The sequence below is a fragment of the Streptomyces lydicamycinicus genome (assembly GCF_000829715.2).
GTDB lineage: Bacteria > Actinomycetota > Actinomycetes > Streptomycetales > Streptomycetaceae > Streptomyces > Streptomyces lydicamycinicus.
Map to the genome: position 1 here is coordinate 275,232 of NZ_BBNO01000008.1, position 25,934 is coordinate 301,165.

Sequence of the window (25,934 nt, forward strand, 5' to 3'; positions counted from 1 at the left end):
AAGTCGTGCGCCCACGCTAGGAGCTGGAGCGCACTCCAGGGCAAGCCACGGCACCGCGGGCGGGGGCGCGTTGCCTTCCCCACGGTGGCCGATGTCACCTACGGGAGATCCGGTCGCGGTGTCCGATCCGGGCGGCAGCGCCTAGGGTGGCCGGTGCGACTGGTTCGCCCTGCCCGCCAGGCAGGCGCGTCGTAAGAGGGAACCCGGTGGAATTCCGAGACTGCCCCGCAGCGGTGAGTGGGAACGACCGCCGTCATACGCACTGGGCCCGGCCGGGTCTGGGAAGCGACGGCCAGTAGATGTCCGCCTTCGGCGGATGCGCCCGCGAGTCCGAAGACCTGCCAGTGCCCCCGCGCGACCGGTGCGCGGGGTGATCTCGGTGACCTCGAGGGCGGGTCGGCGGACACTCAGGCGGGCACGGCCGGCGGAAGAGCGCCGGGTCCCGCCGGGTTTGCCGTCCCTTCGCGCCCTCGACCCGTCCCGTGGTCCATGGAGACAGACTCGCGAAGGAGAGTTCCGTGACCAGCAGGTCCGCAGCCGCGGCAGCACGAGCGACCGTGCACGGCTACCCCCGTCAGGGGCCGAACCGTGAACTGAAGAAGGCCATCGAGGGCTACTGGAAGGGCCGTGTGAGCGCCGAGGCGCTCCGTACCACCGCCGCCGGGCTGCGCCGCGCCAATTGGGAGCAGCTCGCCCGGGCCGGTGTCCATGAGGTGCCGACCGGCGACTTCTCGTACTACGACCACGTCCTGGACACCAGCGTGATGGTCGGCGCGATCCCGGCGCGGCACCGCGCCGCGGTGGCCGCCGATCCCCTGGACGGCTACTTCGCGATGGCCCGCGGCACCCAGGACCTGGCGCCGCTGGAAATGACCAAGTGGTTCGACACCAACTACCACTATCTCGTACCGGAGTTGGGGCCGGACACGGTCTTCGCCGCGGACTCCGCCGAGCAGGTCGCCCAGCTGACGGAGGCACTCGGCCTCGGGCTCGCCGCGCGGCCGGTCCTCGTCGGGCCCGTCACCTACCTCCTGCTGGCCAAGCCCGCGCCCGGCGTCGCGGCCGGCTTCGACCTGCTGACGCTGCTCGACCGGCTGCTGCCCGTCTACGCCGAGGTGCTCGCCGATCTGCGGGCGGCCGGTGCCCACTGGGTGCAGCTGGACGAGCCGGCGCTGGTCCAGGACCGCTCCCCCGCCGTGCTGAACGCCGCGGCCCGCGCCTACCGGGACCTCGGCACGCTCACCGACCGCCCGCAGCTGCTGGTCGCCTCGTACTTCGACCGGCTGGGCGAGGCACTGCCGGTGCTGGCCAAGGCACCCGTCGAGGGTCTGGCGCTGGACTTCACCGGGCCCGCGGCCGGCAACCTCCAGGATCTCGCGGCGGTCGGCGGACTGCCCGGCAAGCGGCTGGTCGCCGGTGTCGTCAACGGCCGCAATATCTGGATCAACCACTACGAGCAGTCGCTGGCGACCCTGGGCACGCTGCTCGGGCTGGCCGAGCGGGTCGATGTGTCGTCCTCCTGCTCGCTGCTGCACGTCCCGCTGGACACCGGGGCCGAGCGGGACATCGACCCGCAGATCCTCCGCTGGCTGGCCTTCGCCCGGCAGAAGACCACGGAGATCGTGACGCTGGCGCGCGGTCTGGCCCGGGGCACCGACACCATCGCGGCCGAACTCGCCGCCAACCGCGCGGACCTGGCCTCCCGGGCGGGCTCGGCACTCACCCATGACCCGGCGGTGCGCGCCCGCGCGGCGGCCGTGACCGAGGCCGACGGCCGCCGTTCCCAGCCGTACGCCGAGCGGTCCGCCGCCCAGCGCGCGCACCTCCGGCTGCCGCTGCTGCCGACCACCACCATCGGCTCGTTCCCGCAGACCGCCGCACTGCGCACGGCGCGGGCGGATCTGCGGGCCGGGCGGCTGGACGCCGAGGGGTACGAGGAGCGGATCTCGGCGGAGATCCGCGAGGTGCTCGCCTTCCAGGAGAAGGCCGGGATCGACGTCCTGGTGCACGGGGAACCGGAACGCAACGACATGGTCCAGTACTTCGCCGAGCAGCTGACCGGCTACCTCGCCACCCAGCACGGCTGGGTGCAGTCCTACGGCACCCGTTACGTCCGGCCGCCGGTGCTGGCCGGGGACATCTCCCGTCCCGAGCCGATGACGGTGCGCTGGACCCGCTATGCCCAGTCGCTCACCGAGCGGCCGGTCAAGGGCATGCTCACCGGCCCGGTCACCATGCTCGCCTGGTCCTTCGTCCGCGACGACCAGCCGCTGGGCGACACCGCCCGCCAGGTGGCGCTCGCGCTGCGCGACGAGGTCAACGACCTGGAGGCGGCGGGCACTTCGGTCATCCAGGTCGATGAGCCCGCGCTGCGCGAGACGCTGCCGCTGCGGGCGGCCGGCCACGCCGCGTACCTGGCCTGGGCCACCGAGGCGTTCCGCCTCACCACCGGCGGGGTCCGTCCGGCCACCCAGATCCACACCCATATGTGCTACGCGGAGTTCGGTGACATCCTCCGGGCCATCGAGGACCTCGACGCCGATGTCATCAGCCTGGAGGCGGCCCGCTCCCATATGCAGGTCGCCTCGGAGCTCGCCACGGCCGGCTATCCGCGCGAGGTGGGCCCCGGGGTCTATGACATCCACTCGCCGCGCGTCCCGGACGCGGCCGAGGCAACGGCCCTGTTGCGCAAGGGGCTTGCCGCGATCCCCGCCGAGCGGCTGTGGGTCAACCCGGACTGCGGTCTGAAGACCCGTGGCTGGCCGGAGGTGCGGGCCGCCCTGGAGAACCTGGTCACCGCGGCCCGGGAGATCCGCGGCGGTCTGCCCGGCGGGGCTTCCTGACCGTACGGGCCGGGGCCGGCACCCGTGGGGGCGCCGGTCCCGACCCGTCGGCGGCTCAGCCCGTGATGATCGCCGGGTCGCTCACACCCGGCTCCCCGGTCTCCACATGGCCGGCGAACCGGCGCAGGTAGGCGGGGTCGGTGTCGGAGGTGACCGACAGGTCGTACCAGCGCTTGCTGGCCCGCAGGTCGACCGACTTCTTGACGGTGGCGCCCGCCCGGACCGGGTAGGTCTCGGCGGGGCCGCCGTAGGCCTGGGTGACGGTCAGATGGCAGTCGGTGCGGCCGGGGTTGGTCAGGGTGAGTTCGACGCAGCCGGCCGTCTTGTCATGGCGGGCGGTCACCTCGGGCCCGGTCTTCTTGCCGTTGCCCTTGAAGGTGCGCAGGAAGCCGTTCGGGCCGTGGACGGACAGGTCATAGACGTCCTTGGAGTAGGACGTGTTCCAGGTGTCGGAGATCTTCTTGCCGGCCTCCGTGGTGTACGTCCAGGGACCGTCGGTGCGGTTGCCCGCGGTGACGGTGAAGCAGGCGCCGGCCTTGTCGCCGCTCTTGAAGGTGAGGGTGAAGCGGCCGGTGGAGGGGGTCGCGGACCCGTCGACGAGCGGCTCGTACGGCAGCGGGCGGGTGGGGCGGGAGCCCGGCTCCTGCTTGGGCAGCACGGGGTTGGCGGGCGGCTTCGGCACATAGCTGTCGTGCCGCTCCTTGTCCGGCGGCTGGAAGCCGTCGGTGGCGGGGAGCTCGGCCGGCTTGGTGTTCTCCAGCCCGAAGTTGAAGGCGGAGGTCAGATCGCCGCAGATGGCGCGCCGCCAGGGCGAGATGTTGGGCTCGTGGACGCCGAAGCGGCGCTCCATGAAGCGGATGATGGAGGTGTGGTCGAAGACCTCGGAGCAGACGTAGCCGCCGGTGCTCCAGGGGGAGACGACGAGCATCGGGACGCGCTGGCCGAGGCCGTAGGGGCCCGCGGAGTACTTGGCGTTGCCGCCGAAGCTGTCGAGCGAGGTGTCCACGGTCGACAGGCCCTGGTCGGCGGAGGCCGGCGGGAAGGGCGGCAGGACGTGGTCGAAGTAGCCGTCGTTCTCGTCGTAGGTGATGAACAGCGCGGTCTTGCTCCACACCTCGGGGTTGGAGGTGAGCGCGTCCAGCACCTGGGAGACGTACCAGGCACCGTAGTTCGCGGGCCAGTTGGGGTGCTCGGAGAAGGCCTCGGGGGCGGCGATCCAGGAGATCTGGGGCAGCTTGTCGGCCTTCACATCGGCCTTGAGCCGGTCGAAGTAGCCGTCGCCCTCCTTGGCGTTGGTGCCGGTGCGGGCCTTGTCGAAGAGCGGGTCGCCGGGCTTGGCGTTGCGGTACTGGTTGAAGAAGAGCAGTGAGTTGTCGCCGTAGTTGCCGCGGTAGGCGTCCTCGATCCAGCCCCACTTGCCGTCCGCGTCCAGGCCGTCACCGATGTCCTGGTAGAACTTCCAGGAGATCCCGGCCTTCTCCAGCCGCTCCGGGTACGTCGTCCAGCTGTACCCCTCCTCCTCGTTGCCGAGGACCGGGCCGCCGCCCTTGCCGTCGTTGCCGACATACCCCGTGTACATGTAATAGCGGTTGGGGTCGGTGGCCCCGATGAACGAGCAGTGGTACGAGTCGCAGACGGTGAACGCATCGGCGAGCGCGTAGTGGAACGGGATGTCCTTACGCGTCAGATGGGCCATCGTCCCGGCGGTCTTGGCGGCTATCCAGTTGTCGTACTTGCCGTTGTTCCAGGCCTTGTGGCCGCCCGCCCATTCGTGGTCGAGGCCCGCGATGAACTGCATGCCGAGGTCCTCGGCGTCCGGGTGGTAGGGCAGCACCTCTTTGTCGCCGTCCGGCTGGTGCCAGACGGACTTCCCGCTCTCCAGGACGAGCGGACGCGGGTCACCGAAGCCGCGTACGCCCTTCAGGGAGCCGAAGTAGTGGTCAAAGGAACGGTTCTCCTGCATCAGGACGACGATGTGCTCGATGTCGTTGATGGATCCGGAGCTTCGCTTGGCGGGGATGGCCGCGGCACGGGCGATGCTGCTCGACAGGGCCGAGGCGCCGGCGGTGGCGCCGGCGATCTGGAGAAAGCGCCGACGATTCAATTCTGGCATGGGCTGGGAACCTCTTCGCATGTGGGGGAGTTGGCGAAATGACGGGTGTTGATGTGCGGTTGTGTGAGGAGTGGTGCGGAACCACGGTCAGCAGAGTGTTCCAAGAGGAACGAGCGCCAGGGAAGGGGGGGTGTCGCAGATATGGCACATCGGCGTACGCGCGACGAACTCCCTGGTCGGGGATGCCGTACAGCCACCCGGGGGCATTTCGAACAAGGGGGAACAATGGGACAGGGCACGGATCAGGGCGTGGCCGGGGACGGCGGGACACCGCCGCCCGACAAGATCGCGGCGGGCAACGCCGGACAGGCCGAGACCTGGAACGGGGACGACGGACGGTACTGGGTCCAGCAGCGGGAAAGGCAGGAGGCGAGGTATCGCCGGCTCACCCCGCACTTGATGGCGGCGGCCGGGATCCGGGCGGACAGCCGGGTGTTGGACATCGGATGCGGCAGCGGCGGTACGAGCCTGGAGGCGGCGCGGGCCGCAGCCGAGGGGTCGGTGCTCGGCGTCGATGTGTCGGCGCCGATGCTGGCCGAGGCCCGGAAGCGGGCCGCGGACTCCGGACTGCCGCAGGTCGCCTTCGAGCGAGGGGACGCACAGGTCCATCGCTTCGCGGACGGTGCCTTCGACATCGCGATCAGCCGGTTCGGGGTGATGTTCTTCGCCGACCCGGAGGCGGCGTTCGCGAATATCGCCCGAGCGCTGCGTCCGGGCGGACAGTTGGCGTTCCTGTGCTGGCGGAGCCTGCGGGACAATGCCTATATGACGGTGCCGATGGACGCCATCGCCCCGTATGTACAGCTGCCGGAGCTCGATGCGCCCGGCGCCCCGGGCCCGTTCTCGCTCGCCGACGCCGACCGGATCAGGAAGCTGCTGGACAGCACGGGATTCGACGAGATCACGATCAGCGCCGTCGACGAGCCGATGTGGATGGGACCCGATCCGCACGACGTGGTGGCCTACCAACTCGACATGCCGGGGTCGCGCGCGATGCTCGCCGAGGCGAGTGCGGAAGCGCGGGCCAAGACGGTGACCGCGTTGCGGGACGCGCTGGCCGAACACCAGGGCTCCGACGGCGTCACGCTCGGCAGCGCGGCGTGGCTGGTGACGGCCCGGAGGCGATGACCGGCTCGACGGCCGGGATCCGGTGAGGGGCCGGGAGGTGGTCACCCCCGCTCCTCGCGGACGGGGGTGACCACCGCTGTGTTCAGCCCATCGCCGGCGCGGTGGCCGGGGCCAGCCGGCCCGTGCGGTGCAGTCCGTAGAGGGCGGCACTACAGGCCAGGCCCAGGACCGGGAGGGCGATCCAGGGCAGGGCCGGCAGTCCGGCGGACCGGGAGGCGTCCAGTGCGGCGCCGGTGAGCAGATTCCCGAGGGTGATGCCGATACCGCAGATGGTGTTGTAGAGCCCGTAGTGGGTCGCCACCAGGCGGTTACCGGACAGCCGGACGATGGTGTCCATCTCGAACGGGTAGGTGATCATCGTGCCGAGGGCGAGCAGCAGCGCACAGAGCGCCGGCGGGACGGCCGCGAGGGCCCAGCGGCCGGGGCCGTCTGCCGGCACCGGCAGCGCCGTGGCGGCCAGCAGCGGGACGAACGCCAGCCCCATGGTCAGCAGCCCCCGGGCGAGGGCGCGGCCCGCCGTCATCCGGGCCTTGCACCAGCGGGTCACCCTGGTCTGGCCCAGGATGGTGCTGAGCCCGGACACCGCGAACAGCCCGGCCACCGCCGCGGTGCCGAACTCCCCCTCGCCGCCGAGTCGTCGTACCTCCAGCGGCAGCGCCAGATAGACCTGGAAGGACAGCACATAGGAGCCGATCATGGCTCCGGAGAACAGCAGGAACGGGCGGTTGGCCAGCACGCCCCGCCACGGGGACGGCAGGCCGGTCCGGCGGTGGCCGCCGCCGTCGGGTGCGGCCTCGTCCCCGCGGGCCGGCAGCGCACGGATCTGCACCAGGCTCAGCAGCGCGAAGATCCCGGCCGCAACCAGGCAGGTGACCCGGAAGTTGACGCCGGTGAGCACCATCCCCACCAGCGGGCCGAGCAGGATGCCCGCCTGGTAGAAGACGTTGAACAGCGCGAACGCCTCCAGCCGCCGGTCGCCCGCCGCGGCGGCCAGATAGGCCCGGACCGCCGGGTTGAACAGCGCGCCGGCCAGTCCGGTGGCCGCGGACGCCGCCAGCAGCGCGGACAGCGAGTCCACCAGCCCCAGCGTCGCGAAGCCGAGCGTCCGCAGCACACAGCCGGCCACGATCAGCGGCTTGTAGCCGAACCGGTCGGCCAGTGCGCCGCCGACCAGGAACATCCCCTGCTGGCTGAAGTTACGGACCCCCAGGACCAGCCCGACCAGCCAGCCCGCCAGGCCGAGCGTCCCGGACAGATGCGCGGCCAGATAGGGCATCAGCATGTAGAAGCCGAGGTTGATGGTGAACTGATTGACCATCAGCAGCCGGGCGCTGCGCTCATAGGAACGGAACTGGGTGAGCATGCCGGTCACCGGGCCTCCTCCTGGGCGGGCGCCTCTCCGGGGCGACCCGCCGCGCCGGACGGGCCGAGCGGATCGACGACCTGTGCACACCGGCTCCAGACGGTGACCTCCCGCTCCCCCAGCCGACTCAGGGTCTGCGGGCCGTCCGCCGGCGGGGCGTCGAGCAAGTGGTGGGCGGCGCAGTACTGGTCGTCGTACACGGTGCTCAGATAGCGCTGCGGTCCGTCGGGGAAGACGGCCGCGATCCTGGTGCCGGCCGGCTCGGTCCGGCTCAGCCAGCCGGCGACCAGCGCGACCGCTCCGACGCTCCAGCCGCCGGTGGCGTAGTGCGAGGACGCCAGCGTGCGGCAGGCCCAGACCGCTTCGGCGGGGGCGACCCAGTGCACCTCGCTGAACTGGTCGTAGGCGACATTGCGCGGATAGATGCTCGATCCGAGCCCGCGCATCAGCCGGGGCCGGGCGGGCTGTCCGAAGATGGTCGAGCCGATGGTGTCGACGCCGACGAGCCGCAGCTGCGGATAGAGCTGGCGCAGCACCCGGGACACCCCGGCGGAGTGCCCGCCGGTGCCCACACTGCACACCAGGACGTCGATATGCCCCAGCTGGGAGGCGAGTTCGAGGGCCAGCGGCAGATAGGCGGTGGTGTTGTCGGGGTTGTTGTACTGGTCCGGGCACCACGCACCGGGGTGCGCCGCGAGCAGTCCACGCACCCGGTCGCGGCGGGCCTGCTGCCAGCCGCCGCTGGGGTGCGGTTCGGCGACGATCTCGACCTGTGCGCCGTACGCGGTCAGCAGCCGGGTCATCGAGGACTCCAGACCGGGGTCGGTGACCAGGCTGACGGGGTGGCCGTAGACCATGCCGGCGAGCGCCAGGCCCAGGCCGAGGGTGCCGCTGGTGGATTCGATGATCCGGGCGCCGGGCCGCAACTCACCGCGGGCGCGGGCGCGTTCGACCATGTGGAGTCCGGGCCGGTCCTTGATGCCGCCGGGGTTGCGGCCTTCGAGCTTGGCCCAGAAGCCGCGGCCGGGCGGGGTGAGCGGCTCGGAGATGTGCAGGACGGGGGTGTTGCCGACCAGGCCGGGGATGCCGGAGGCGGGCGTCGGGGAGGCGGGGGCAACGGTGGAGACGGAGCGGGCCGCCGTGGGGAGAGGGTGCATGATTCGCTCTCGTTCGGTGGTGGGGAGACACGGGCGCTCATCTCGCGCCGGCCGGGGTGGCCGGACGCGACGGCGGGCTCCTATATCCGGCACCGGCACAGGGCGGCGAGGGTGGTCCGGCCACTGCGGGCCCGTCTGGGCCGCCCGGCCCCGCGCCCCGCGGCCGGGCGCCGTCCCGCCGCGATGCGCACGGGCCCCGCGAGGACGGCGGGCACCGCGGCGCGCTCCGCCCCGGCGGCCGGGCGGCCCTGCGGGAGATGGCCGGACGGGCCGGGCGCACACGCGGAGTCGTGGTGCCCGGCGTCCGCCCCGGCGGTCACTTGGGCGGGCGCGGCGGCCACGGGCGCGGGCCGGCCCGGCGAAACCGCCGCCGCGGCGGGCGCGGAGTGATGGCCGTCGGCGCCGTCGGCACACGGGAGCAGCACGGCCAGCAGTCCGGCTACCAGGAGCAGCAGGACGGCCGGCCGGCGCCGGCGTAAACGGCCGCCCCTCAGGAAGCGGGCACCACTGAGCAAGCCGCAACCGCTGCGGAAGCGGGCGCCACTACGGGAGCGGGCACCGCTATGGGGGCGGGCACCACTACGGGAGCGGGCACCGCCATGGGGGCGGGCACCACTACGGAAGAGAAGGCGGAACAGAAGGCACAACGGAACGCGGAACGGCACAGGGTCTCCGGGAGACTGCCGCCCCGCCGGAGCGGAATACGCAGGCGGGCAGGCGGCATCGGCAGGGGATCGATCCGGAACCGGCCGAATCTAGACCTGCTGCACCACGGAAGCCGTTGCGCTGCGCAATGGTGGAAGGGCGGTACGGGCGCCCGCGGACGCCCCGGACCGGACCGGTGCCGACGGCTGCCAGGCGCAGTCCGCCGAGGGCGTGGGAGACGGCAGCGTCGGGGCGGCGCTCTGCTGGGGCAGGCCCGACACACACAACTCGTCGGAGTGGTGCTCGGGATGCCCGGGGTACTCCGGCTGCTCACAGTGACCGCTGTGTTCGGAGGCGAGCCAGGCTCCGGAGTCCGCGGTGGCGGATGCCGCCACCGGCACGGCGTTCACCAGATGGCCCTCGGCGCTCTCCGCCCGTGCCCCGTGGGCGACCAGCACACTGATCAGCACGGCGGCCAGCCACAGCAGACGAAACGGAACCGCTGAACCGCGGTTCCGCATCCCGCTGTTGGCCGGCCCGCGGGCCGCCCTGACCGTTGCCATACCGCGATCGTAACCGCGACGGCCGATCGTTGCCGGTAACCCCGCGCCCGCAGGCGCATATCAGTCACCGGGCGAGGCGCGACAGCGGTGGGCGTCAGCACCTCGCCACTTCGTTGACGGTGCTTCGTTGGCGGCGTGTCAGACGAGCGACACCTCGGACGAGGCCGCCGGAGTCTCGGCGGCGGTCTCGGCGACGGCTTCGCGCACGGGCTCGACGAGCGGCTCGACCGGTACGGGCGGCGGCACCGCCGGCTGGCCCTTCGCGTCGGGCACGCTGCGCAGCGGGGTGCGGCTGGTCAGCGGCGTCTTACGGGCCGCCTCGACCCGGCGGGTGAACCAGATGACCTTGCCGTCCGGGGTGCCGCAGGTGCCCCAACTGTCGCTCAGCGCCGCCACTCTGGAGAGCCCGCCGCCGCCCGCGCTGAGCAGTTTCGGCAGGCGCGGCCCCTGGTCGGCGACGGAGGCCGTGAGGTGCCGGCCGGTCCAGCGGAGTTCGACGACGCACGGCGCGTCCGGGCCGATATGGCGATGGACGTTGGTCAGGAGTTCCGCCACTCCCCGGCATACGGGCGGGATATGCAGCTCAAGATCCCAGTACCGCAGGTGCGCGGCCAGAATCCGCCGGATCTGCGGCACACGCTCCGCCGAAGCATGCAGCTCGACCGTGTAGTGCCGGTCGCTGGGAAGTGTCATGTCGTGGCTCCTCACCGCGAGGCTCACGCCCTTCACCTCGTTGGACCAACGAACCCCGAATCACGAAGAGTGAGCATTAATCACGTATGGGTCATTTGTCATGGTGACCCCGCATGGCGGGTTCCGCAACTGATCTTGGTTTAGCGGAGTCCGTCGGCCCGTTCCTCACCCGGCCGGTCCAACAGCCGCGGCAGCACCTTGTCCGGCGTGAGCGGGAGGTCGCGGAACCGGACTCCGGTGGCGTGCCGGACGGCGTTGGCGAGGGCCGCCGCGGTGCCGACGATGCCGATCTCCCCGATGCCTTTGCTGCCCATGGGGTTGAGGTGGGGATCCTCCTCCTCCAGCCAGTGCGCCTCGATCAGCGGCACGTCGGCACAGGCCGGAACGTGGTACGAGGCCAGATCACATTCGGCGAAGTCTCCGAACGCGGGGTCCAGCACGCTGCCCTCCATGAGCGCCATCCCCAGCCCCATGGTCATGCCGCCGATGAACTGGGAGCGCGCAGTACGGGAGTTGAGGATGCGGCCGGCCGCGTAGACGCCCAGCAGCCGCCGTGTCCGGACCTCTCCGGTGACGGTGTCGACCTGGACCTCGGCAAAGGTGGCGCCGAAGGCGTGCCGGGCGTACGGGGAGCCCTCGGCCGTCTCCCGGCGGGTGTCGGCGGCGGCCGTCAGCCCGTCGGCCGGGAGCGGCCCGACGTGGTCCCGCAGCCGGTGCCGCAACGCCGTACAGGCCTTGTGGACGGCCCAGCCCCAGGACGCGGTGCCCGCGGAACCGCCGGCCAGCATCGCGGGCGGCAGATCGCTGCTGCCGATCTCGATCCGGATCCGCTCCTCGGGCACCGCCAGGACACCGGCGGCGAGCTGCGCGAGCACGGTGCGGGCGCCGGTGCCGATGTCGGTGGCGTTCACCCGGATGCGGTAACTGCCGTCGGTGGCGGCGTGCGCCTCGGCGGAGGAGGCGGCGATGTAGACCGGGTAGGTGGCGGACGCGACACCGGTGCCCAGCAGCAGATCTCCCTCGCGGCGGACTCCGGGCCGGGGGTCCCGGGGCAGCCAGCCGAAGCGCTCCGCGCCCTCCCGCAGACAGCCGACCAGCTGGCGGCTGCTGAAGGCGCGGTCGCTGTCCGGCTCGGTGTCCGGCTCGTTGCGCATCCGCAGGTCGACGGGGTCGATGTCCAGGAGGACCGCGAGTTCGTCGACGGCCGACTCCAGGGCGTACATCCCGGGGGCCTCGCCCGGTGCGCGCATCCAGGAGGGCGTCGGTACGTCGAGCGGGACGACACGGTGCACGGTGCGGCTGTTCGGCGAGGTGTACATGACGCGCCCCGGGACCGCGGCCTGCTCGACGAACTCCGTGACGGTGGAGGTGTGGGTGGCGGCCTCATGGGCGAGGGCGGTGAGGACGCCGTCGTCGCCCGCGCCGAGGCGCACCCGCTGGATGGTGGGTGCGCGATGGCCGACGACCGCCGGCAGCTGCCGGCGCGGCAGGGACAGTTTGACCGGGTGCCCGGTGTGGCGGGCGGCCATCGCGGCCAGGACGACCTGGGGGCGGGGCGTCCCCTTGGAGCCGAAGCCGCCGCCGACGTGCTCGGAGACCACGGTGACCTCGCTCCGGTCCAGCCGGAACAGCGCGGCGAGGTCCTCACAGACCTTGGTGGCGCCCTGGCTGGAGTCGTGGACGGTCAGATGACCGTCGCTCCACCGGGCGGTGGAGGCGTGCGGCTCCATGGGGTGGTTGTGCAGCGGCGGCACGGTGTACGTGGCGTCGAGGGTGACGGGGGCGGCGGCGAACGCCCCCTCGAAGTCGCCGCGTTCGCGGGTTCCCGGATAGCCGCCGTTGGCGGTCTCCGCGTCGTACATCCGGGGGTGAGCGGCGGTCAGCCGGACGTCGTGCGCGGCGGTTTCGTAGCGGACGCGGACGGCCCCGGCGGCGGCGCGGGCGGTTTCGAGGCGGTCGGCGACGGCGAGGGCGACATACCAGCCGCGGTGCGGGACCCGGTCGTCCTGGAGCACCGACAGGGTCGGATCGCCGGTGGCCGCGAGGCGGGGCGCGTTCTCGTGGGTCAGCACCGCGTACACCCCCGGCAGGGCGAGGGCCGCCGCGGTGTCCACGGAGGTCACCCGGCCGCGGGCGACGGTCGCGGGCACCGGCCAGGCGTAGGCGCAGCCCGGCGGGGTGTGTTCGGCCGCGTACCGGGCGGTGCCGGTGACCTTCTCCCGGCCTTCCCGGCGGACGAGCGGGGCGCCCAGGGGGTACGGGAGGGGACCGAGCGGGAACGAGTCGGGGCTCATGGCGCGCGTCCTTGGGTCGGGGGCTGGGGCGGAGGGGCAGCGGCGTCCTGGCGGTCGTGGTGCGGTCAGTGGTCGTCGGCGGGGGCGGCCAGCCCGGCCAGTACGCCGACGGCCAGATTGCGGGCGAGCGTGACCTTGAAGCCGTTGTCGCGCAGTGGCCGGGCGGCGGCGAGTTCGGCGTCGGCGGCGCGGGCGAAGGTGTCCTCGGTGGCGGGGGCGCCGTGCAGTACCTCCTCGGCGGCGCGGGCCCGCCACGGCCGGTGCGCCAGCCCGCCGAACGCGAGGGCCGCGTGCCGTACGGTGCCGTCCCGCACCTCCAGTACGGCGGCGACGGAGGCCAGGGCGAAGGCGTACGAGGCGCGGTCGCGGGCCTTGCGGTAGCGCGAGCGGGTGCCGGGGGCGGCCGGCGGGAGCCGCACGGCGGTGATCAGTTCGCCGGGCCGGATCACGGTGTCCCGCTCCGGGCTGTCACCGGGCAGCCGGTGGAACTCGGTCACCGGCACGGTGCGCTCCCCGTCGGGGCCGTGCAGCAGGACCTCGGCGTCGAGGGCGGCCAGCGCCACCGCCATGTCCGACGGCTGGGTGGCGACGCAGTGTTCGGAGTGGCCCAGTACGGCGAGATCGCGGTGCACCCCCTCACGGGCCGGGCAGCCGGTGCCGGGGGCGCGCTTGTTGCAGGGCTTGGTGATGTCCTGGAAGTACAGGCAGCGGGTGCGCTGAAGCAGGTTGCCGCCGGTGGTCGCGATGTTCCGCAACTGCCCCGAGGCGCCGGCCAGCAGCGCCTGCGACAGGGCCGGGTAGCGGGCACGGACGGCGGCCGCCGCGGCCAGATCGCTGTTGCGGACCATCGCACCGATCCGCAGTCCGCCGTCCGGCAGCTCCTCGATGCGGTCGAGCGGCAGCCGGGTGACGTCGATGAGCAGCTCCGGCGTCTCCACGCCCAGCTTCATCAGGTCGACGAGGTTGGTGCCGCCGCCGAGGAAGCGGGCGCCGGGCTGCCCGGCCGCGGCCCGTACGGCCTCCTCGACGCTGGTCGCCCGCAGATATCCGAACGGTTTCACGGCGCCGCCTCCCGGACCGCTTCGACGATCCGCGGATAGGCGCCGCAGCGGCACAGGTTGCCGCTCATCCGCTCGCGGATCTCGTCGTCGGTGAGCTCGACGGGGGTGCCGGGGTCCGCGGTGGGCGGGGTGACGTGGGACGGAAAACCGGCCGCCACTTCGGCCAGCACCCCGACGGCCGAACAGATCTGGCCGGGGGTGCAGTAGCCGCACTGGAGGGCGTCCCGCTCCAGGAAGGCCTGCTGAAGGGGGTGCAGCCGCTCCCCCTCGGCGAGGCCCTCGACCGTGGTGATCTGCCGGCCGTCCTGTGCCACGGCCGGCAGCAGACAGCTGTTGGCGCGCCGCCCGTCGACGAGCACGGTGCACGCGCCGCACTGGCCGTGGTCGCAGCCCTTCTTGGCGCCGGTCAGACCGAGGCGTTCGCGGAGCAGGTCCAGAAGCGTGGTCCGGTGGTCGACGGTCAGCGTCTGCGTCACTCCGTTGATGTGCAGCACCAGCGAGGACTGTGAGCCGTCCGCCGACGGCGCACCGCCGGGCTCCGGCGGATGATGGGTGGACTCCACTCGCTCATGCCTTTCCGATCCGGGCCGCGGGGGCGGCTGCCGTGCGCCTGGGCCATGTCCTGCGCCGTGACCGTGCGGGCCCCGTCGCCTCAGAAGTACCGGTGATCGCTAACGGGTCTCCAGCCGCAACTCGACTTCCTTTTCCTGGTCACCGGCGGCCGTCCCGAGGACGTGCACGGCGAACGCGGACTCCAGGCCCTTGCACAGCTGGTCGACCGCCCAGTAGCCGCCCTGGAGGCTGACCATGACGGGCGCGGTCAGCCGGCGGGGCTCGGCCGCGGCCTTGCGCTCACTCACGTCGAAGGTCGAGGTCCATACGGTCGACCCCGCCCCGGCCACCTCCTCGGGCACATCGTCCGCCGCCCGGTCGGAGCTGAAGGTGGTACGCAGCGCGCTGAAGACGGCGTGCGCGTCCTGCGTCGCGCAGCTCTCCAGCTCCACCATCACCTCGGCCGATACATGTTCCGCGTGTGACGCCTGATCCGCGCTGTTCACTGTGGGGCCTTCCGTTGTGGACCTTCCTCCGGGGGCTGCACGCTTCCAGGCTCGCCCGGCGGCCCGGTGTGTGCGACCGGAGGCACGAACGAGTGGTTTGAACGGGCGGCACCCGCACGTCAACCGATCGGGAGATTACGCTGTGTAGTCAGCGCGAGCGTTCTGTGATCAGAGCGGTCTCAGGCGCGCAGCGCTCGGCCCTCGCAGCAGCCCTCGTCGAACCAAGCCAGAGGAGCCCTCGTTGACCAGTGCCACGATCGACCAGAAAGCCACCGGCTACACCGTCCGCCATGCGCTCTGTATGGCGCGCGCCTCCGAGCTCGCCTATCAGGACGAGCAGACCATCGAAGCCACGGCCCGGGAGTGGGGCTTCGACCGGGTACGCCATCACCACACCACGTTCCGCCCGCCGTTCCCGCTGGAGGACACCCAGGCGTACACCCTCGGCGGGCACAGCATGATCATCACCAGCTTCCGGGGCACGGAGCCGGTGAAACTGCGCGACTGGCTGTCCGACGCCACCACACCGCCGTGGCCCGGCCCCGGCGGCAAGGGCTATGTCCACTACGGCTTCGGGGAGGCGCTGGAGTCCGTCTGGCCGCAGGTCCGCGCCGCCATCGACGCATTCCGCGACAACCGCCAGACGGTGTGGTTCACCGGCCACAGCCTCGGCGGGGCGCTGGCGATGCTGGCCGGCGCGCGGCTGCATTTCGAGGAGCCGCATGTGACGGCCAACGGTGTCTACACCTTCGGCCAGCCGCGCACCTGCGACCGGCAGCTGTCCAAGGAGTTCAACACGGCCTTCTCCGACCGCATGTACCGCTTCGTCAACAACAACGACATCGTGCCGCAGCTCCCCCCGGAGCCCGCCTTCCACCACGTCTCCGCACTGCGCTACATCGACGCGCAGGGCGCCCTCCACCACACCATGCCGTTGCTGAGCGGCCTGGTGGACCGCGCCCAGGGCCTCACCGCCGATCTGCTCGCGCCCGCCTCCGACGGCGTCCGGGACCACTTCATGGCGGCATACGTCAACGCCTTGGAGAAGAACCAGAACTGACCGGTCGGGGCGGCCGGCAGGACGGGGCCCGGCCGGCGGGCACGGGGCCGGGCCGGCGGGCACCGGTCGGTGGACACCGGGGCGGGCCGGGCCGGCCGCCTCCCGTCCTGGGCGGCCGCTTCCCCGGTCAGACCGGCTGGGTGAGGTTGACCGCGTTGCCGTCCGGGTCCTGGATATGGGCGACCCGCTGCCCCCAGGGCATGTCGGTGGCCGGGCCCCGCACCGTTCCGCCGAGCGGCCCGACCCGGTCCAGAAGCGCATCGACGTCCTGGACGGCGATGCTGAGCAGGATCCGGGTCGGGGTGCCGGTCTCTACGTTCTGGTCCGTCACGATGCCCAGCTCCGAGCCGCCGACCCGCAGCCCGACGAAGAAGACCGGGCCCTCCTCGGGCACCCGGGTGAACTCCTCGGCGCCGACCAGCTCACGGTAGAAGGCCTGGAGCCGGTCGAGGTCAGGGGTGACGATGATCGGCTGGACGGCGGCGGGGGTGGGGGCGGCGGGTGAGGTGGCAGACATGGCGTCCTCCGGGGGTGTGGCCTGTGTGGTCGCTGAGATAGACCGTTCCCGGCCTGCCGATTCATCGGTCGGGGCGGGAGGAATGCATCGGCGGCCGGGGGGGGGAGGGAAGGCACGCCGGTCGGATGGGAGGGAAGCGACCGGCCGGGATGACAGACGGTACGCCGGTCAGGAGGAAGAAGGGGCGTCGGCCGGGGTGACGGGCGGTACGCCGGTCGGGAGGGGAGGAAGGTCATCCGCCGGGTCGAGGGGCCACGAAAGCGGTCGCCGGTGTCGCCGTAGCCGTCGCGGTCGTCGTGACCTCCGCCGTCCCCGCCTCCACCGTCCCCGCGGTCGTCGTCACAACCGCCTCCGCCGTCCCCGCGGCCGTCGTCACCGCCGTCACCGCCGTCCCCCACCGCCCCCGCCATCGCCGCACCCGCCGCCATCGGCACGCTCTCCGTACCCCACGCCCCCACGCTCGCCCTCGCCGTCATGATGACCGCGGTGCGGCCGGGCGGCCGACAGCTCCTCGGCCGCGGCGGAATCCGGCCATGCGCCCGCCCTCCCCGGACCGCTCGCCCCGCCCCTCCCCCTGCCGCTGCCGTGCCCGGCCCCACCGGTCGCCGGTCACGCCCGGACTGCCGCTGAGCTGCCGAAACGGTCCCGACCCGGCATCCACCTCACTGCGCGGGTCCCCGGGCGACGGCGCCCCAGGAGGCGCGACGCCCCCGGACACGCGCCGCTGAGCCGTCCGGCCGCACATCGTTGCCACGGGCATCGACCTGGACGGATCATCCGTACGGAACGCCGTACGCACGTACGGAGGCACGGGATGACCGCACCGGGACGACGCGAGGAGACCACCGTGGAGCCAGCCACCGTCAACGGCCACTGCGCACCGGAATTCGCCGGCGTACGGGACGCGTTCGAGCGGAACTTCAGCGAGCACGGTGACGTCGGCGCGGCGGTCACGGTGACGGTGGACGGCGAGGCGGTGGTGGACCTGTGGGGCGGCCACGCGGACGCGGCCGGGACCCGTCCCTGGGAGCGCGACACACTGGTCAACGTCTACTCGACATCCAAGGGGATGACCGCACTGTGCGCCCATCTCCTCGTGGACCGGGGTGAGTTGAACCTCGATGCGCCGGTGAGCCGGTACTGGCCCGAGTTCGGGCAGGCCGGCAAGGAGGACATACCTGTGCGCTGGCTGCTCAGCCACCGGGCCGGTCTGATCGCACCCCGTGAGCCGCTGCCCGCAGGGCACGCCTATGACTGGGACCGGGTGTGCGCCGTCCTGGCGGCCACCCCCCCGTGGTGGGAGCCGGGCACCGCGCAGGGCTATCACGCGGTGACCTTCGGCTACCTCGTGGGCGAGGTCGTACGGCGGATCACCGGGCAGTCCCTCGGCGCGTTCCTGCACAGCGAGATCACCGGGCCGCTGGGCGCACGGGTGTTCATCGGCACCCCCGCCGAGGAGCACGCCCGCTGCGCCGACATGGTCGGGCAGCTGGACGAGGCGCGTCTCGCCGAGCAGTTCCCCGGTGCGCCGAAGCCGCCGTTCCGGTCGCTCGCCGACCATCCGCTGGCCATCGTGATGCTGGCCCTGACGTACATCCCGACCGGCGATGTCAACAGTGCCGCCTACCGTTCGGCCGAGATCCCGGCGGGCAATGCCCATGCCGGTGCGCACGGGCTGGCCACGGTCTACGGCGCGCTGGCGGCCGGCACGCTCGTCCGGCGCGGCACCCTGGAGGCGATGCGCCGGTCGCAGAGCCGGCCGGGTGAGCGTGATCTGACGATCGACGCGCTCGCCCCGGCGGGGTACGAACACCGCTGGGGCCTGGGCTACATGCTCAACCACCAGGGCCAGGCGGGACCCAATCCCCGGGCGTTCGGACACGGTGGCGCGGGCGGCTCCTTCGCCTTCGCCGATCCGGAGAACCGGCTGTCGTACGCGTACACCATGAACAAGTACGGCGGTGGCACGACGGGACAGGACCCGCGCAACGCCGGGCTGGTCAGGGCGGTGTACCAGGCGTTGGGGCAGAACCGGAGCTGAGACCGGGCGCGGGTGCTGTCCCTCCGGTCAGGACCGGAGGGACAGCACCCGGTCGTACGAGGCCACGACGACGGCACGGTCGCTCATCGGGCCGTCGCGAGGCCGTTGAGCAGATGGCCGAGCTCGGTCGGCGCCTGGAGGTGGGCCAGGTGACCCTGACCGTGAAGTACGTGGACCTCGGCACGGGTGACGTGCTGCCGGACGTCGTCGAACGACGTGCCGTAGGGGGCCGTTCCGTGATTGCACTGGCCGATGATCAGGTCGACACGGTCCGCCCGACGTGCCATCTCGTCGGGTGGCGGCGCCGCGTTGAGCGCGGCGAGCTCGGCGTACGCCGGCCTGCTCAAGCGCTGCAAGTCCGCCCATCCTTGACGGTCGGCCCGCAGGGTCTCGATATGCGCCGCGTCGAGGCCGGCTATCTCCCGGTTCACGATCTCGACGGTGGCCTCCCAGTCCGCCTTCTCTTCGGCGGCCTTCAGCTCCGGCAGCACGTGCCTGCCGAACGGTCGCATCACCGGCTCGTAGGCAATCACCTGGCGCAGTGAGCGATCGTTGGCGGCCAGCAACGCGATCAAGCCGCCGTAGCTCCAGCCGAAGAGCGCCTGTGTGCCGGCGAACTCGTCGAGGATCAGGCCGAGGTCCTCGACCTCCGTTCGCAGCGAGTAGCCGCCGGTCAGCGGCCCCGAGGGGGTACGGCCCCGGCGGTTGACGACCGCCACCGACGGCCAGGCGTCAATGGCGGTCGCCACGTGACGCCACGCGCGGGCGTCGCTCATCGCGCCCGGGACGACGACGAGGCCCGGAGCATCCGGCTCCCCGTACACCTCGACCGTGACCCAACTGCCGCCACCGACCGGCCACTTCTTCTGAATCGTTTGCTCCATAAAAGGATTATGAAGCAAGCGCTCTACAATGCAAGGGTGTCCCAACAACAACGCACCCGTGGACGACCACGAGCCTTCGACCGCGACCGCGCGGTCCTCGACGCCGCCCGCCTCTTCTGGCGGCGCGGCTACTCCGGGACGTCGACCCGCGACCTCACCGCGGCCCTCGGACTCTCGACCTCCAGCCTCTACGCCGCCTTCGGCAGCAAGGCCGGGCTGTTCGAGGAAGCGGTGCGGACCTACGCCGAGCGCTACCGGGAGATCTACCGGCAGGCGGTCGCCGAGAAGGATCTCCGGACCGTCATCGACCGCCTCCTCATCGACTCGGTGCACGAGTTCACCCGGCCAAGTGACGTCCATCCAGGCTGCCTTCTCAGCAGTGCCGCGATGACCGACAGCACGAGCACGCTCGACACCAGCGCCTACTACGCCGAACTGCACGGCTGGAACGAGCGGGCCCTCCTCGCACGCATCGAGCGAGCGGTCCAGGACGGGGAACTCGCCGCCGGGACCGACGCGGCGGCCCTGACCGGACTCGTCCAGTCCGTCGTGCACGGACTGTCCGTGCGCGCCAACCTCGGCGCGACCCACGAGGACCTGATGGCGACGGCACGGCTCGCCCACGAGCTGCTCTGCCGGCACCTCACCGCATCAACGCCCTGAGCGCCAACAACTGGGTCTGTCCCTCCTGATCATGATCGGAGAGACGGGACCCGGGGCGCGGACGGGTCCAGGTGGCGGTGCCGGGCGGCGGCCACCCGGGGCCGCCGGGTTCCGGTGCCGGCATCGTGCCTGGTCACGAGCCCTGCGGCGGCTCGTGCGCGGCCCGGAAATCTGGCCCCGCCATCCCCGTGACCGAGCGCAATAATGGGAGGTGCGGCATGCATCCGGTCCTGGCGGGAGCGCCGTGGCCCGGGGAAAGGGTGTGGTGATCATGGAACGGGACACCGAGACGGTTCACGAGGCGTATGCGTTCGTCTGTCTGCACTGCGGACACGGCTGGGAAGAGGAGTACGAGATCCGGCACACCACGGATCTGGCCGGCCACCGGCGCGCCGACTACTTCACCCGGGGCGTCCGCGTCGCCTCCCCGCTGACCCGTGCCGACTGCCCCTCCTGCAATCGCGGCCCGATCCGGATCCTGCGCCCCGGCCGGGTGAACTCGACCCGCCCCTATCTCGCCTGATTTCCTTCCTGGTGAGCTGACACAACATCACCATCCGGTGTACAGCAGGTGGTTGAGCAGGAGGGCGAGTACCGCCTGGGCAGTCAGCCATGCCCGCCGGCGGGCCGCGGGCAGCAGCGCGCAGGCGGCCGGTAGCCAGGCGGCGAACGGCAGCCAGATCCGTTCGGTCTCCGCCTTGCTCATCCCGGAGAGGTCGGCAACGAGCAGGGCGAACAGCGCGGCCAGTACGAGGACGACCAGCCGGTCGGCGGGATCCCGCAGCGGCCCGGCGGACGGGCGGAGGCCGCGCCCGGCGGCGGGGGCGGCCGCGAGCACGCGGCGCAGCGCGGCCACCGTCGCGGGCCCGATGATCAGGACGGTGCAGGCGAGATTGCCCCACACCCAGTACGCGTACGGGCGGACCGCGGCGGCGCCCTGGTAGTAGCGCTCGACCAGGAGGAGGTACCCCTCCCACCACGAGAAGCCGGCCAGGGTGAAGGCGACGGCGACGGCCGCCGCCCCGGCCGCCACGAGGGGCAGCGGGCGCACGGTCCGGGCGAGCACCAACACCGCAGCGGCGATCAGCGCGATCAGGGTGAGCCCGTAGGAGAGATAGCAGGTCAGGCCGAAGAGGAGCCCGGAGGCCAGGGCGGCGACGGCCGGAATGGGGGCACCTCGCCGCGGTAGCTGGGAGGTGCCGTGGGTGGCGGCGACGGCGAGCAGCGCCAGCGACCAGGCGGCGACGGCCGCGAAATAGCCGTCCGCCGAGGTGCCCACCCAGACCGCCGACGGGACCAGGACGAGGAACGGGGCGGCCCGGCGGGCGATCGGCTCACCGGCGAGCGCCCGCACCGCGATCAGCACCGCGGCCACGGCGGACGTGCCGACGGTCAGACACCAGAGGCCGGCCCAGCCGCCCCCGCCCAGCCCGATGCGGTCGAGACCGACGAAGGTGAGCACGGCGGCCGGCGGATGCCCGGCGACATGGGCGGGCCAGTGGTCCGGGGCATTGTTGAGGATGTGGTGGGCGAAGTCGCGCAGCGCCGGCCCGAGGTCGTCGAAGCGGTCGATGACGGTCAGGTACTCGTAGGCGGTGGTGAGCCGGCCGGCTATCCCCGTCCGCCAGCCGTCGATCATCGCCAGCGCCCCGGTCCAGGCCAGGGCACCCGCCCAGCCCAGAACGACGAGACGCCGCCAGGGCAACCGGGCGGCGAGCGGCGGCCCGTGGACGATCACGAGGACGGCGATCACGACCGCGGCGGGGGTGCCCGGCCCCAGATGCGGGGACCACGAGGCGTACAGCGGGGGCCAGTTGACATGCAGGCTGCCGTTGACGCGCTCGATGACGGTACCGACGACGGCAGCGGCCACCACGAGCAGCGCACCGGCCGCGGCCGCCACCGTGTCGAGGCGGCGCGCGGCGCGTTCTTCCGAGGTCACACGGGGGGTCTCACAGGAGGTCACGCCCGCACGCTAGGCGCCTGAGGGCGGCAGCGGGCGGGCGGCGGCGGGGGCGTCATCGATCCGTCAGATTCGGCGGACGGGGTGTCCCGTCGTGCGGGATCCGGCTCCGCCTCAGTCGAGACAGAACTCGTTGCCCTCGATGTCCTGCATCACGATGCACGACTCGTTGACGCCATCGGCACGCAGTACCTGCACGCATACCGCGCCGAGCGCGACCAGTCGTGCGCACTCGGCCTCCAGTGCGGCGAGGCGCTCTTCCCCCACGAGACCGGTGCCGGCCCGCACGTCGAGATGAACCCGGTTCTTGACGACCTTGCCTTCGGGAACGCGCTGGAAGAACAGTCGCGGGCCCACACCTGAGGGATCGACGCAGGCAAACGCCGAACCCTGGCGCTCAGACGGGAGCGAGCGGTCAAAATCGTCCCACGTGGCGAACCCCTCCGGCGGCGGCGGTACGACGTACCCCAACACCTCGCACCAGAAGCGAGCGACGCGCTCGGGTTCTGCGCAGTCGAAGGTGACTTGGAACTGCTTGATCGACGCCATCGGCACACCATAGCGGCGCGTGCTGTTCACCGGTGCCCTGGGGCGTCATCGCCGCGCGGGCCGAGGTCTCGCGACCCCGCCGCCGCGCCGCAGCGCCACGAAGCAACGCCCGGTGCCCGGGGCCCCGTTGGCCGGGTGTGGGGCGGTCCACTGTTCGGTGGGGGTCCAGGCGGTGGCGGAGGCATGGCGGAGGAGGGCGGGGGTGCCGACGCGGGCCCAGGGGAAGGGGGCGTCCAGGGGGTGGTGGGTGGGGGAGCCGCTCTCGACCCGGACCTGGACCCGTTCGTCGATGTCTGCCGGGGTGGTCTCCACGATGAGCAGTCCGTGCGGGGCGAGCAGTTGGGCGGTGCGGGTGAGAAGGGCGGGTGGGTCGCCGCCGATGCCGATGTTGCCGTCCAGGAGCAGGGCGGTGTCCCATGTCCCCTCTCCCGGGAGGGAGTCGAAGACCGAGCGGTGCAGTGCGCTGCCGCCGATGGAGGTGGTGCGGGCCACCGCGGCGGCGCTGACGTCGATGCCCAGGGCCCGCCGGCCCTGCGCGGCGAGCGCGGCGACCAGCCGGCCGGGTCCGCAGCCGATGTCGAGGACGCTGCCGGCGCAGCGGCGCAGCGCCGACAGATCGGCGGCGTCCGCTCCCGCGCACCAGCGTTCGACCTCCAGGGGCAGCAGCCAGCCGTCACTGCGGCGCAGGAAGAGCGGGCCGCGGCCGCTGCGCAGCGCGTCGGCGTACGGGTCCGCGCCCCAGGAGAGGGTGTCGCGCCGGTCGGGGTGTGCCGTGGGCGGCACGGTGGTGCTCATCGTGCGGTGACCGGGGTCAGCCGGGCCAGGGTGGCGGCGAAGCGGCCGGCGGGCGCGGCGGCCGCGACATGGTGCGCATCGTCCGCGGTGTCGACATCGCGCAGCGGCGGCAGGGACCGCACCCGGAGTCCGGCCGCGGTCAGCCGGGCGCGCTGGGCGGCGCCGGTGCGGTCGGTGGACATGGGTATGCCGCGCAGCAGCCGGGGGTCGGGGGTGGCCAGGCCGAGCGCCCAGAAGCCGCCGTCCTCGGCCGGCCCGAACCAGGCGTCGCAGCCGTCCCAGGCTCCGGCCTCCAGTGCCGGGGCGAGGAGTTGCGGGGTGATCTGGGGGGTGTCCATGCCGATGAGCAGGGTCGGGCCCCTGCTGTCGGCGAAGGCCGCGGCGAGCCGCTCATCGAGGCCGCCGGGGCACTGCGGCCGGACCTCGAAGCCGGCCGGCAGCCGGCTTCCGGGGCGGCCGTCGAGGACGAGCACCCGCCGCCGGGCGGGCATGGCGCGTACGGCCTGGAGGGTGTCGTACAGCGCGGCCTCGGCCAACTGAGCGGCCTCGTCCGGGGTGTAGGGCGGGGTGAGCCGGGTCTTGACCCGGCCGGGGACCGGTTCCTTGGCGATGACCAGGAGCGTGGTGGGACCGGTCGGCGCCGGAGGGGCTGTGCGAAGGGTCATCGGGCCGTCTCCTCCGTAGCGGGTGCGAGCGGCGGCTGCTGGAGGACAGCGCGCATATCGCGCACCGCGTGCCAGGTGCCGCGCCAGGTGCCGGTGACCTTCGAACGGCCGGTGCGCGGCCGGTAGGGCACCTCGCGCTCCTCGACGCGCCAGCCGGCGTCGGCGGCCCGGACGACCATCTGGAGGGGGTAGCCGCTGCGGCGGTCGGTGAGGCCGAGTCCGAGCAGCGCGGTGCGCCGGGCGGCGCGCAGCGGGCCGAGGTCGTGCAGGCGCAGTCCGGTGCGGCGGCGCAGCATCCGGGCCAGCACGGCGTTGCCGGCCCGCGCGTGGGGCGGCCAGGCGCCACGGCCCTGGGGCCGGCGGCGGCCCAGCACCAGATCGCTGGTGCCGTCCCGGACCGCGTCGGCGAAGGGGGTGAGGAGGGCGGGGTCGAGGGAGGCGTCGCAGTCGCAGAAGCAGACGATGTCCGCGTCGGCGGCGAGCAGTCCGGTGTGGCAGGCGGCGCCGAAACCGCGGCGCGGCTCGTGCACCACGGTGGCGCCCAGACCGCGGGCCGTCTCGGCGGAGCCGTCGGTGGAGCCGTTGTCGACGACGATCGCCCGCCAGCCGGCCGGGATGCGGGCCAGCACCCAGGGCAGCGCGGCGGCTTCGTCGAGACAGGGCAGTACGACGTCCACCGGGGCGGGCCGGGGGACGGGGGGTGGGAAGTGGGTCACGCGTTCACCTGCGTCTCAGAGGCGGGCAAGGGGTGTTGAGGGGTTTGCCGGCACGGGCGGCGGCCGGGAGGGCGTGCGGGTCATCCCGCCGGGGCCGCCCGCATGCCCTGGCGGGCGAACTCCGTCATCCCCGCCGCGAATCCGGTGGCCGCGCGCCAGCCGAGGTCCTCGGCGATCCGCTGCGAGGACGCGGTGATGTGCCGTACGTCGCCGAGGCGGTACTCCCCCGTCACCACGGGCGCCGGACCGCCGCACGCCTCGGCCAGGGTCCGCGCCATCTCGCCGACGGTATGCGGCACTCCGCTGCCCGTGTTGTAGACGGTCAGGGCGCCCGCCGGCCGGTCCGGCAGGGCTTCCAGCGCCACGACGTTGGCCGCCGCGACATCCCGCACATGGACGAAGTCCCGCCGCTGGCCGCCGTCCTCGTAGACCGTCGGCGACTGACCGCGGGCCAGCGCCGAGCGGAAGAACGAGGCGACCCCGGCGTACGGGGTGTCGCGCGGCATCCCGGGCCCGTAGACGTTGTGGTAGCGCAGCGCGACGGCCCGGCCGCCGGTGGCGCGTGCCCAGGAAGCGGCCAGATGTTCCTGGGTGAGCTTGGTGGCCGCGTAGACGTTGCGCGGGTCGGTGGGGGCGTCCTCGCCGACCGTGCCGGGCCGCAACTCCGCGCCGCAGTGCGGACAGCGGGGTTCGAACCGCCCGGCGTCCAGCTCGGCCACCGCCCGCGGACCGGGCCGCACCACCCCGTGGCGGGCACAGGTGTAGCGCCCCTCTCCGTAGACCACCATCGACCCGGCGAGGACCAACTGCCGCACCCCGGCCGCGGCCATCGCGGCCAGCAGCACCGCCGTGCCCAGGTCGTTGCAGCCCACGTAGTCGGGCGCATCGGCGAAGTCCTTGCCGAGGCCCACCATCGCCGCCTGGTGACAGACCGTGTGGACGCCCCGCAGGGCGGCGTCGACGGCCGTCCGGTCCCGTATGTCGGCGACGATGCGTCGCTCCCCCGGGCGCGGGGGCGGGGGTTCGGGGTGTGCCGAGGGCAGCAGCGCATCGAGGACGACGGGTTCGTGCCCGCGCGCCAGGAGCGCCTCGACGACCTGCGATCCGATGAATCCGGCGCCGCCGGTGACCAGTACACGCATGCCGGTGACGCTAGGGGCGAG

At 72.8% G+C, this 25,934-nt stretch carries 24 protein-coding genes and 1 riboswitch; of the genes, 6 read left to right on the forward strand and 18 right to left on the reverse strand.

The window, feature by feature from the left end; all coding sequences use genetic code 11:
• Nucleotides 1–158 precede the first annotated feature (158 nt).
• Nucleotides 159–346, forward strand: a riboswitch (cobalamin riboswitch).
• Nucleotides 347–518: 172 nt separating this feature from the next.
• Nucleotides 519–2,843, forward strand: a complete 2,325-nt coding sequence (metE, locus tag TU31_RS27505) for a 5-methyltetrahydropteroyltriglutamate--homocysteine S-methyltransferase (RefSeq protein ID WP_042159289.1) — start codon at nt 519–521, stop codon at nt 2,841–2,843.
• 55 nt (nt 2,844–2,898) lie between these two features.
• Here the strand turns inward: metE and TU31_RS27510 are convergent, their stop codons facing one another.
• Nucleotides 2,899–4,956 carry a phosphocholine-specific phospholipase C gene (locus tag TU31_RS27510; protein WP_042159293.1) on the reverse strand — a complete coding sequence of 686 codons (2,058 nt, stop codon included), beginning with the start codon at nt 4,954–4,956 and terminating at the stop codon, nt 2,899–2,901.
• Between the two features lie 225 nt (nt 4,957–5,181).
• Here TU31_RS27510 and TU31_RS27515 point away from each other — a divergent pair, with 225 nt between their 5' ends.
• Nucleotides 5,182–6,084, forward strand: coding sequence for a class I SAM-dependent methyltransferase (locus TU31_RS27515; protein ID WP_181018674.1), 903 nt, complete (start codon nt 5,182–5,184; stop codon nt 6,082–6,084).
• Nucleotides 6,085–6,166: 82 nt separating this feature from the next.
• Here TU31_RS27515 and TU31_RS27520 read toward each other — a convergent pair whose 3' ends face one another.
• From TU31_RS27520 to TU31_RS27555, 9 genes are all read right to left on the reverse strand, one after another.
• Nucleotides 6,167–7,447 carry an MFS transporter gene (locus TU31_RS27520; RefSeq protein WP_042160017.1) on the reverse strand — a complete coding sequence of 427 codons (1,281 nt, stop codon included), beginning with the start codon at nt 7,445–7,447 and terminating at the stop codon, nt 6,167–6,169.
• A gap of 5 nt (nt 7,448–7,452) precedes the next feature.
• Nucleotides 7,453–8,604 (reverse strand): PLP-dependent cysteine synthase family protein, encoded by a 1,152-nt coding sequence (locus tag TU31_RS27525; RefSeq protein WP_042159296.1) that lies wholly within the window; start codon nt 8,602–8,604, stop codon nt 7,453–7,455.
• Between the two features lie 80 nt (nt 8,605–8,684).
• A complete protein-coding gene (locus TU31_RS38825; RefSeq protein WP_158894754.1) occupies nt 8,685–9,119 on the reverse strand; it encodes a hypothetical protein in 435 nt (144 codons plus the stop codon).
• 240 nt (nt 9,120–9,359) lie between these two features.
• Nucleotides 9,360–9,812, reverse strand: coding sequence for a hypothetical protein (locus TU31_RS27530; protein ID WP_042159299.1), 453 nt, complete (start codon nt 9,810–9,812; stop codon nt 9,360–9,362).
• Between the two features lie 138 nt (nt 9,813–9,950).
• The gene (locus TU31_RS27535) at nt 9,951–10,505 is read right to left on the reverse strand and encodes an ATP-binding protein (RefSeq protein ID WP_042159301.1); all 555 of its coding nucleotides are present in this window, start codon (nt 10,503–10,505) and stop codon (nt 9,951–9,953) included.
• A 140-nt stretch (nt 10,506–10,645) separates the two neighbouring features.
• Entirely contained in the window at nt 10,646–12,799 is a 2,154-nt protein-coding gene (locus tag TU31_RS27540; protein ID WP_042159305.1) for a xanthine dehydrogenase family protein molybdopterin-binding subunit, read from the reverse strand.
• 65 nt (nt 12,800–12,864) lie between these two features.
• Nucleotides 12,865–13,860: an FAD binding domain-containing protein gene (locus tag TU31_RS27545; RefSeq protein ID WP_042159308.1), complete on the reverse strand. Its 996-nt coding sequence runs from the start codon at nt 13,858–13,860 to the stop codon at nt 12,865–12,867.
• Complete coding sequence (locus TU31_RS27550; RefSeq protein WP_370682772.1) at nt 13,857–14,357, reverse strand: (2Fe-2S)-binding protein; 501 nt, start codon at nt 14,355–14,357, stop codon at nt 13,857–13,859. Before TU31_RS27550 ends, TU31_RS27545 begins: the two co-directional genes overlap by 4 nt.
• A 174-nt stretch (nt 14,358–14,531) precedes the next feature.
• Nucleotides 14,532–14,918, reverse strand: coding sequence for a hypothetical protein (locus tag TU31_RS27555; protein WP_042159316.1), 387 nt, complete (start codon nt 14,916–14,918; stop codon nt 14,532–14,534).
• Nucleotides 14,919–15,159: 241 nt separating this feature from the next.
• Here TU31_RS27555 and TU31_RS27560 point away from each other — a divergent pair, with 241 nt between their 5' ends.
• The gene (locus TU31_RS27560; protein WP_042159318.1) at nt 15,160–15,978 is read left to right on the forward strand and encodes a lipase family protein; all 819 of its coding nucleotides are present in this window, start codon (nt 15,160–15,162) and stop codon (nt 15,976–15,978) included.
• A 127-nt stretch (nt 15,979–16,105) separates the two neighbouring features.
• Here the strand turns inward: TU31_RS27560 and TU31_RS27565 are convergent, their stop codons facing one another.
• Entirely contained in the window at nt 16,106–16,495 is a 390-nt protein-coding gene (locus TU31_RS27565; protein ID WP_042159320.1) for a VOC family protein, read from the reverse strand.
• An 847-nt stretch (nt 16,496–17,342) separates the two neighbouring features.
• Here TU31_RS27565 and TU31_RS27570 point away from each other — a divergent pair.
• A complete protein-coding gene (locus TU31_RS27570; RefSeq protein WP_052719103.1) occupies nt 17,343–18,536 on the forward strand; it encodes a serine hydrolase domain-containing protein in 1,194 nt (397 codons plus the stop codon).
• A gap of 83 nt (nt 18,537–18,619) precedes the next feature.
• On the opposite strand, the gene TU31_RS27575 is transcribed toward TU31_RS27570, so the two are convergent.
• The gene (locus TU31_RS27575; protein WP_042159324.1) at nt 18,620–19,420 is read right to left on the reverse strand and encodes an alpha/beta fold hydrolase; all 801 of its coding nucleotides are present in this window, start codon (nt 19,418–19,420) and stop codon (nt 18,620–18,622) included.
• Nucleotides 19,421–19,456: 36 nt separating this feature from the next.
• Between TU31_RS27575 and TU31_RS27580 the strand changes: the two genes are divergently transcribed.
• Together TU31_RS27580 and TU31_RS27585 are read left to right on the forward strand one after the other, a co-directional pair.
• Nucleotides 19,457–20,083: a TetR/AcrR family transcriptional regulator gene (locus TU31_RS27580; protein ID WP_245698792.1), complete on the forward strand. Its 627-nt coding sequence runs from the start codon at nt 19,457–19,459 to the stop codon at nt 20,081–20,083.
• 271 nt (nt 20,084–20,354) lie between these two features.
• On the forward strand, nt 20,355–20,606 hold the full coding sequence (locus tag TU31_RS27585) for a hypothetical protein (protein ID WP_042160019.1): 252 nt from the start codon (nt 20,355–20,357) through the stop codon (nt 20,604–20,606).
• A gap of 27 nt (nt 20,607–20,633) precedes the next feature.
• Here the strand turns inward: TU31_RS27585 and TU31_RS27590 are convergent, their stop codons facing one another.
• The 6 genes from TU31_RS27590 to TU31_RS27615 form a co-directional block, all read right to left on the reverse strand.
• The gene (locus tag TU31_RS27590) at nt 20,634–22,049 is read right to left on the reverse strand and encodes a hypothetical protein (protein WP_042159328.1); all 1,416 of its coding nucleotides are present in this window, start codon (nt 22,047–22,049) and stop codon (nt 20,634–20,636) included.
• A gap of 111 nt (nt 22,050–22,160) precedes the next feature.
• Nucleotides 22,161–22,595 carry a VOC family protein gene (locus tag TU31_RS27595; RefSeq protein WP_042160021.1) on the reverse strand — a complete coding sequence of 145 codons (435 nt, stop codon included), beginning with the start codon at nt 22,593–22,595 and terminating at the stop codon, nt 22,161–22,163.
• 45 nt (nt 22,596–22,640) lie between these two features.
• Nucleotides 22,641–23,390 carry a class I SAM-dependent methyltransferase gene (locus TU31_RS27600; protein ID WP_042159330.1) on the reverse strand — a complete coding sequence of 250 codons (750 nt, stop codon included), beginning with the start codon at nt 23,388–23,390 and terminating at the stop codon, nt 22,641–22,643.
• Entirely contained in the window at nt 23,387–24,055 is a 669-nt protein-coding gene (locus tag TU31_RS27605; protein ID WP_042159334.1) for a TIGR04282 family arsenosugar biosynthesis glycosyltransferase, read from the reverse strand. Before TU31_RS27605 ends, TU31_RS27600 begins: the two co-directional genes overlap by 4 nt.
• A complete protein-coding gene (locus TU31_RS27610; RefSeq protein WP_042159337.1) occupies nt 24,052–24,771 on the reverse strand; it encodes a glycosyltransferase family 2 protein in 720 nt (239 codons plus the stop codon). The genes TU31_RS27605 and TU31_RS27610 overlap by 4 nt, the downstream gene beginning before the upstream one ends.
• Nucleotides 24,772–24,851: 80 nt before the next feature.
• Nucleotides 24,852–25,913, reverse strand: coding sequence for an NAD-dependent epimerase/dehydratase family protein (locus TU31_RS27615; protein WP_042159339.1), 1,062 nt, complete (start codon nt 25,911–25,913; stop codon nt 24,852–24,854).
• Between the last annotated feature and the right edge of the window lie 21 nt (nt 25,914–25,934).

What these genes read in the sequence shown, in the direction of transcription:
- TU31_RS27510 (WP_042159293.1), bottom strand. Translation starts at nt 4,956, where the DNA reads ATGCCAGAATTGAATCGTCGGCGCTTTCTCCAGATCGCCGGCGCCACC.
- TU31_RS27515 (WP_181018674.1), top strand. Translation starts at nt 5,182, where the DNA reads ATGGGACAGGGCACGGATCAGGGCGTGGCCGGGGACGGCGGGACACCG.
- TU31_RS27520 (WP_042160017.1), bottom strand. Translation starts at nt 7,447, where the DNA reads ATGCTCACCCAGTTCCGTTCCTATGAGCGCAGCGCCCGGCTGCTGATG.
- TU31_RS27525 (WP_042159296.1), bottom strand. Translation starts at nt 8,604, where the DNA reads ATGCACCCTCTCCCCACGGCGGCCCGCTCCGTCTCCACCGTTGCCCCC.
- TU31_RS27530 (WP_042159299.1), bottom strand. Translation starts at nt 9,812, where the DNA reads ATGGCAACGGTCAGGGCGGCCCGCGGGCCGGCCAACAGCGGGATGCGG.
- TU31_RS27535 (WP_042159301.1), bottom strand. Translation starts at nt 10,505, where the DNA reads ATGACACTTCCCAGCGACCGGCACTACACGGTCGAGCTGCATGCTTCG.
- TU31_RS27540 (WP_042159305.1), bottom strand. Translation starts at nt 12,799, where the DNA reads ATGAGCCCCGACTCGTTCCCGCTCGGTCCCCTCCCGTACCCCCTGGGC.
- TU31_RS27565 (WP_042159320.1), bottom strand. Translation starts at nt 16,495, where the DNA reads ATGTCTGCCACCTCACCCGCCGCCCCCACCCCCGCCGCCGTCCAGCCG.
- TU31_RS27575 (WP_042159324.1), bottom strand. Translation starts at nt 19,420, where the DNA reads ATGGAGCAAACGATTCAGAAGAAGTGGCCGGTCGGTGGCGGCAGTTGG.
- TU31_RS27585 (WP_042160019.1), top strand. Translation starts at nt 20,355, where the DNA reads ATGGAACGGGACACCGAGACGGTTCACGAGGCGTATGCGTTCGTCTGT.
- TU31_RS27595 (WP_042160021.1), bottom strand. Translation starts at nt 22,595, where the DNA reads ATGGCGTCGATCAAGCAGTTCCAAGTCACCTTCGACTGCGCAGAACCC.
- TU31_RS27600 (WP_042159330.1), bottom strand. Translation starts at nt 23,390, where the DNA reads ATGAGCACCACCGTGCCGCCCACGGCACACCCCGACCGGCGCGACACC.
- TU31_RS27605 (WP_042159334.1), bottom strand. Translation starts at nt 24,055, where the DNA reads ATGACCCTTCGCACAGCCCCTCCGGCGCCGACCGGTCCCACCACGCTC.
- TU31_RS27615 (WP_042159339.1), bottom strand. Translation starts at nt 25,913, where the DNA reads ATGCGTGTACTGGTCACCGGCGGCGCCGGATTCATCGGATCGCAGGTC.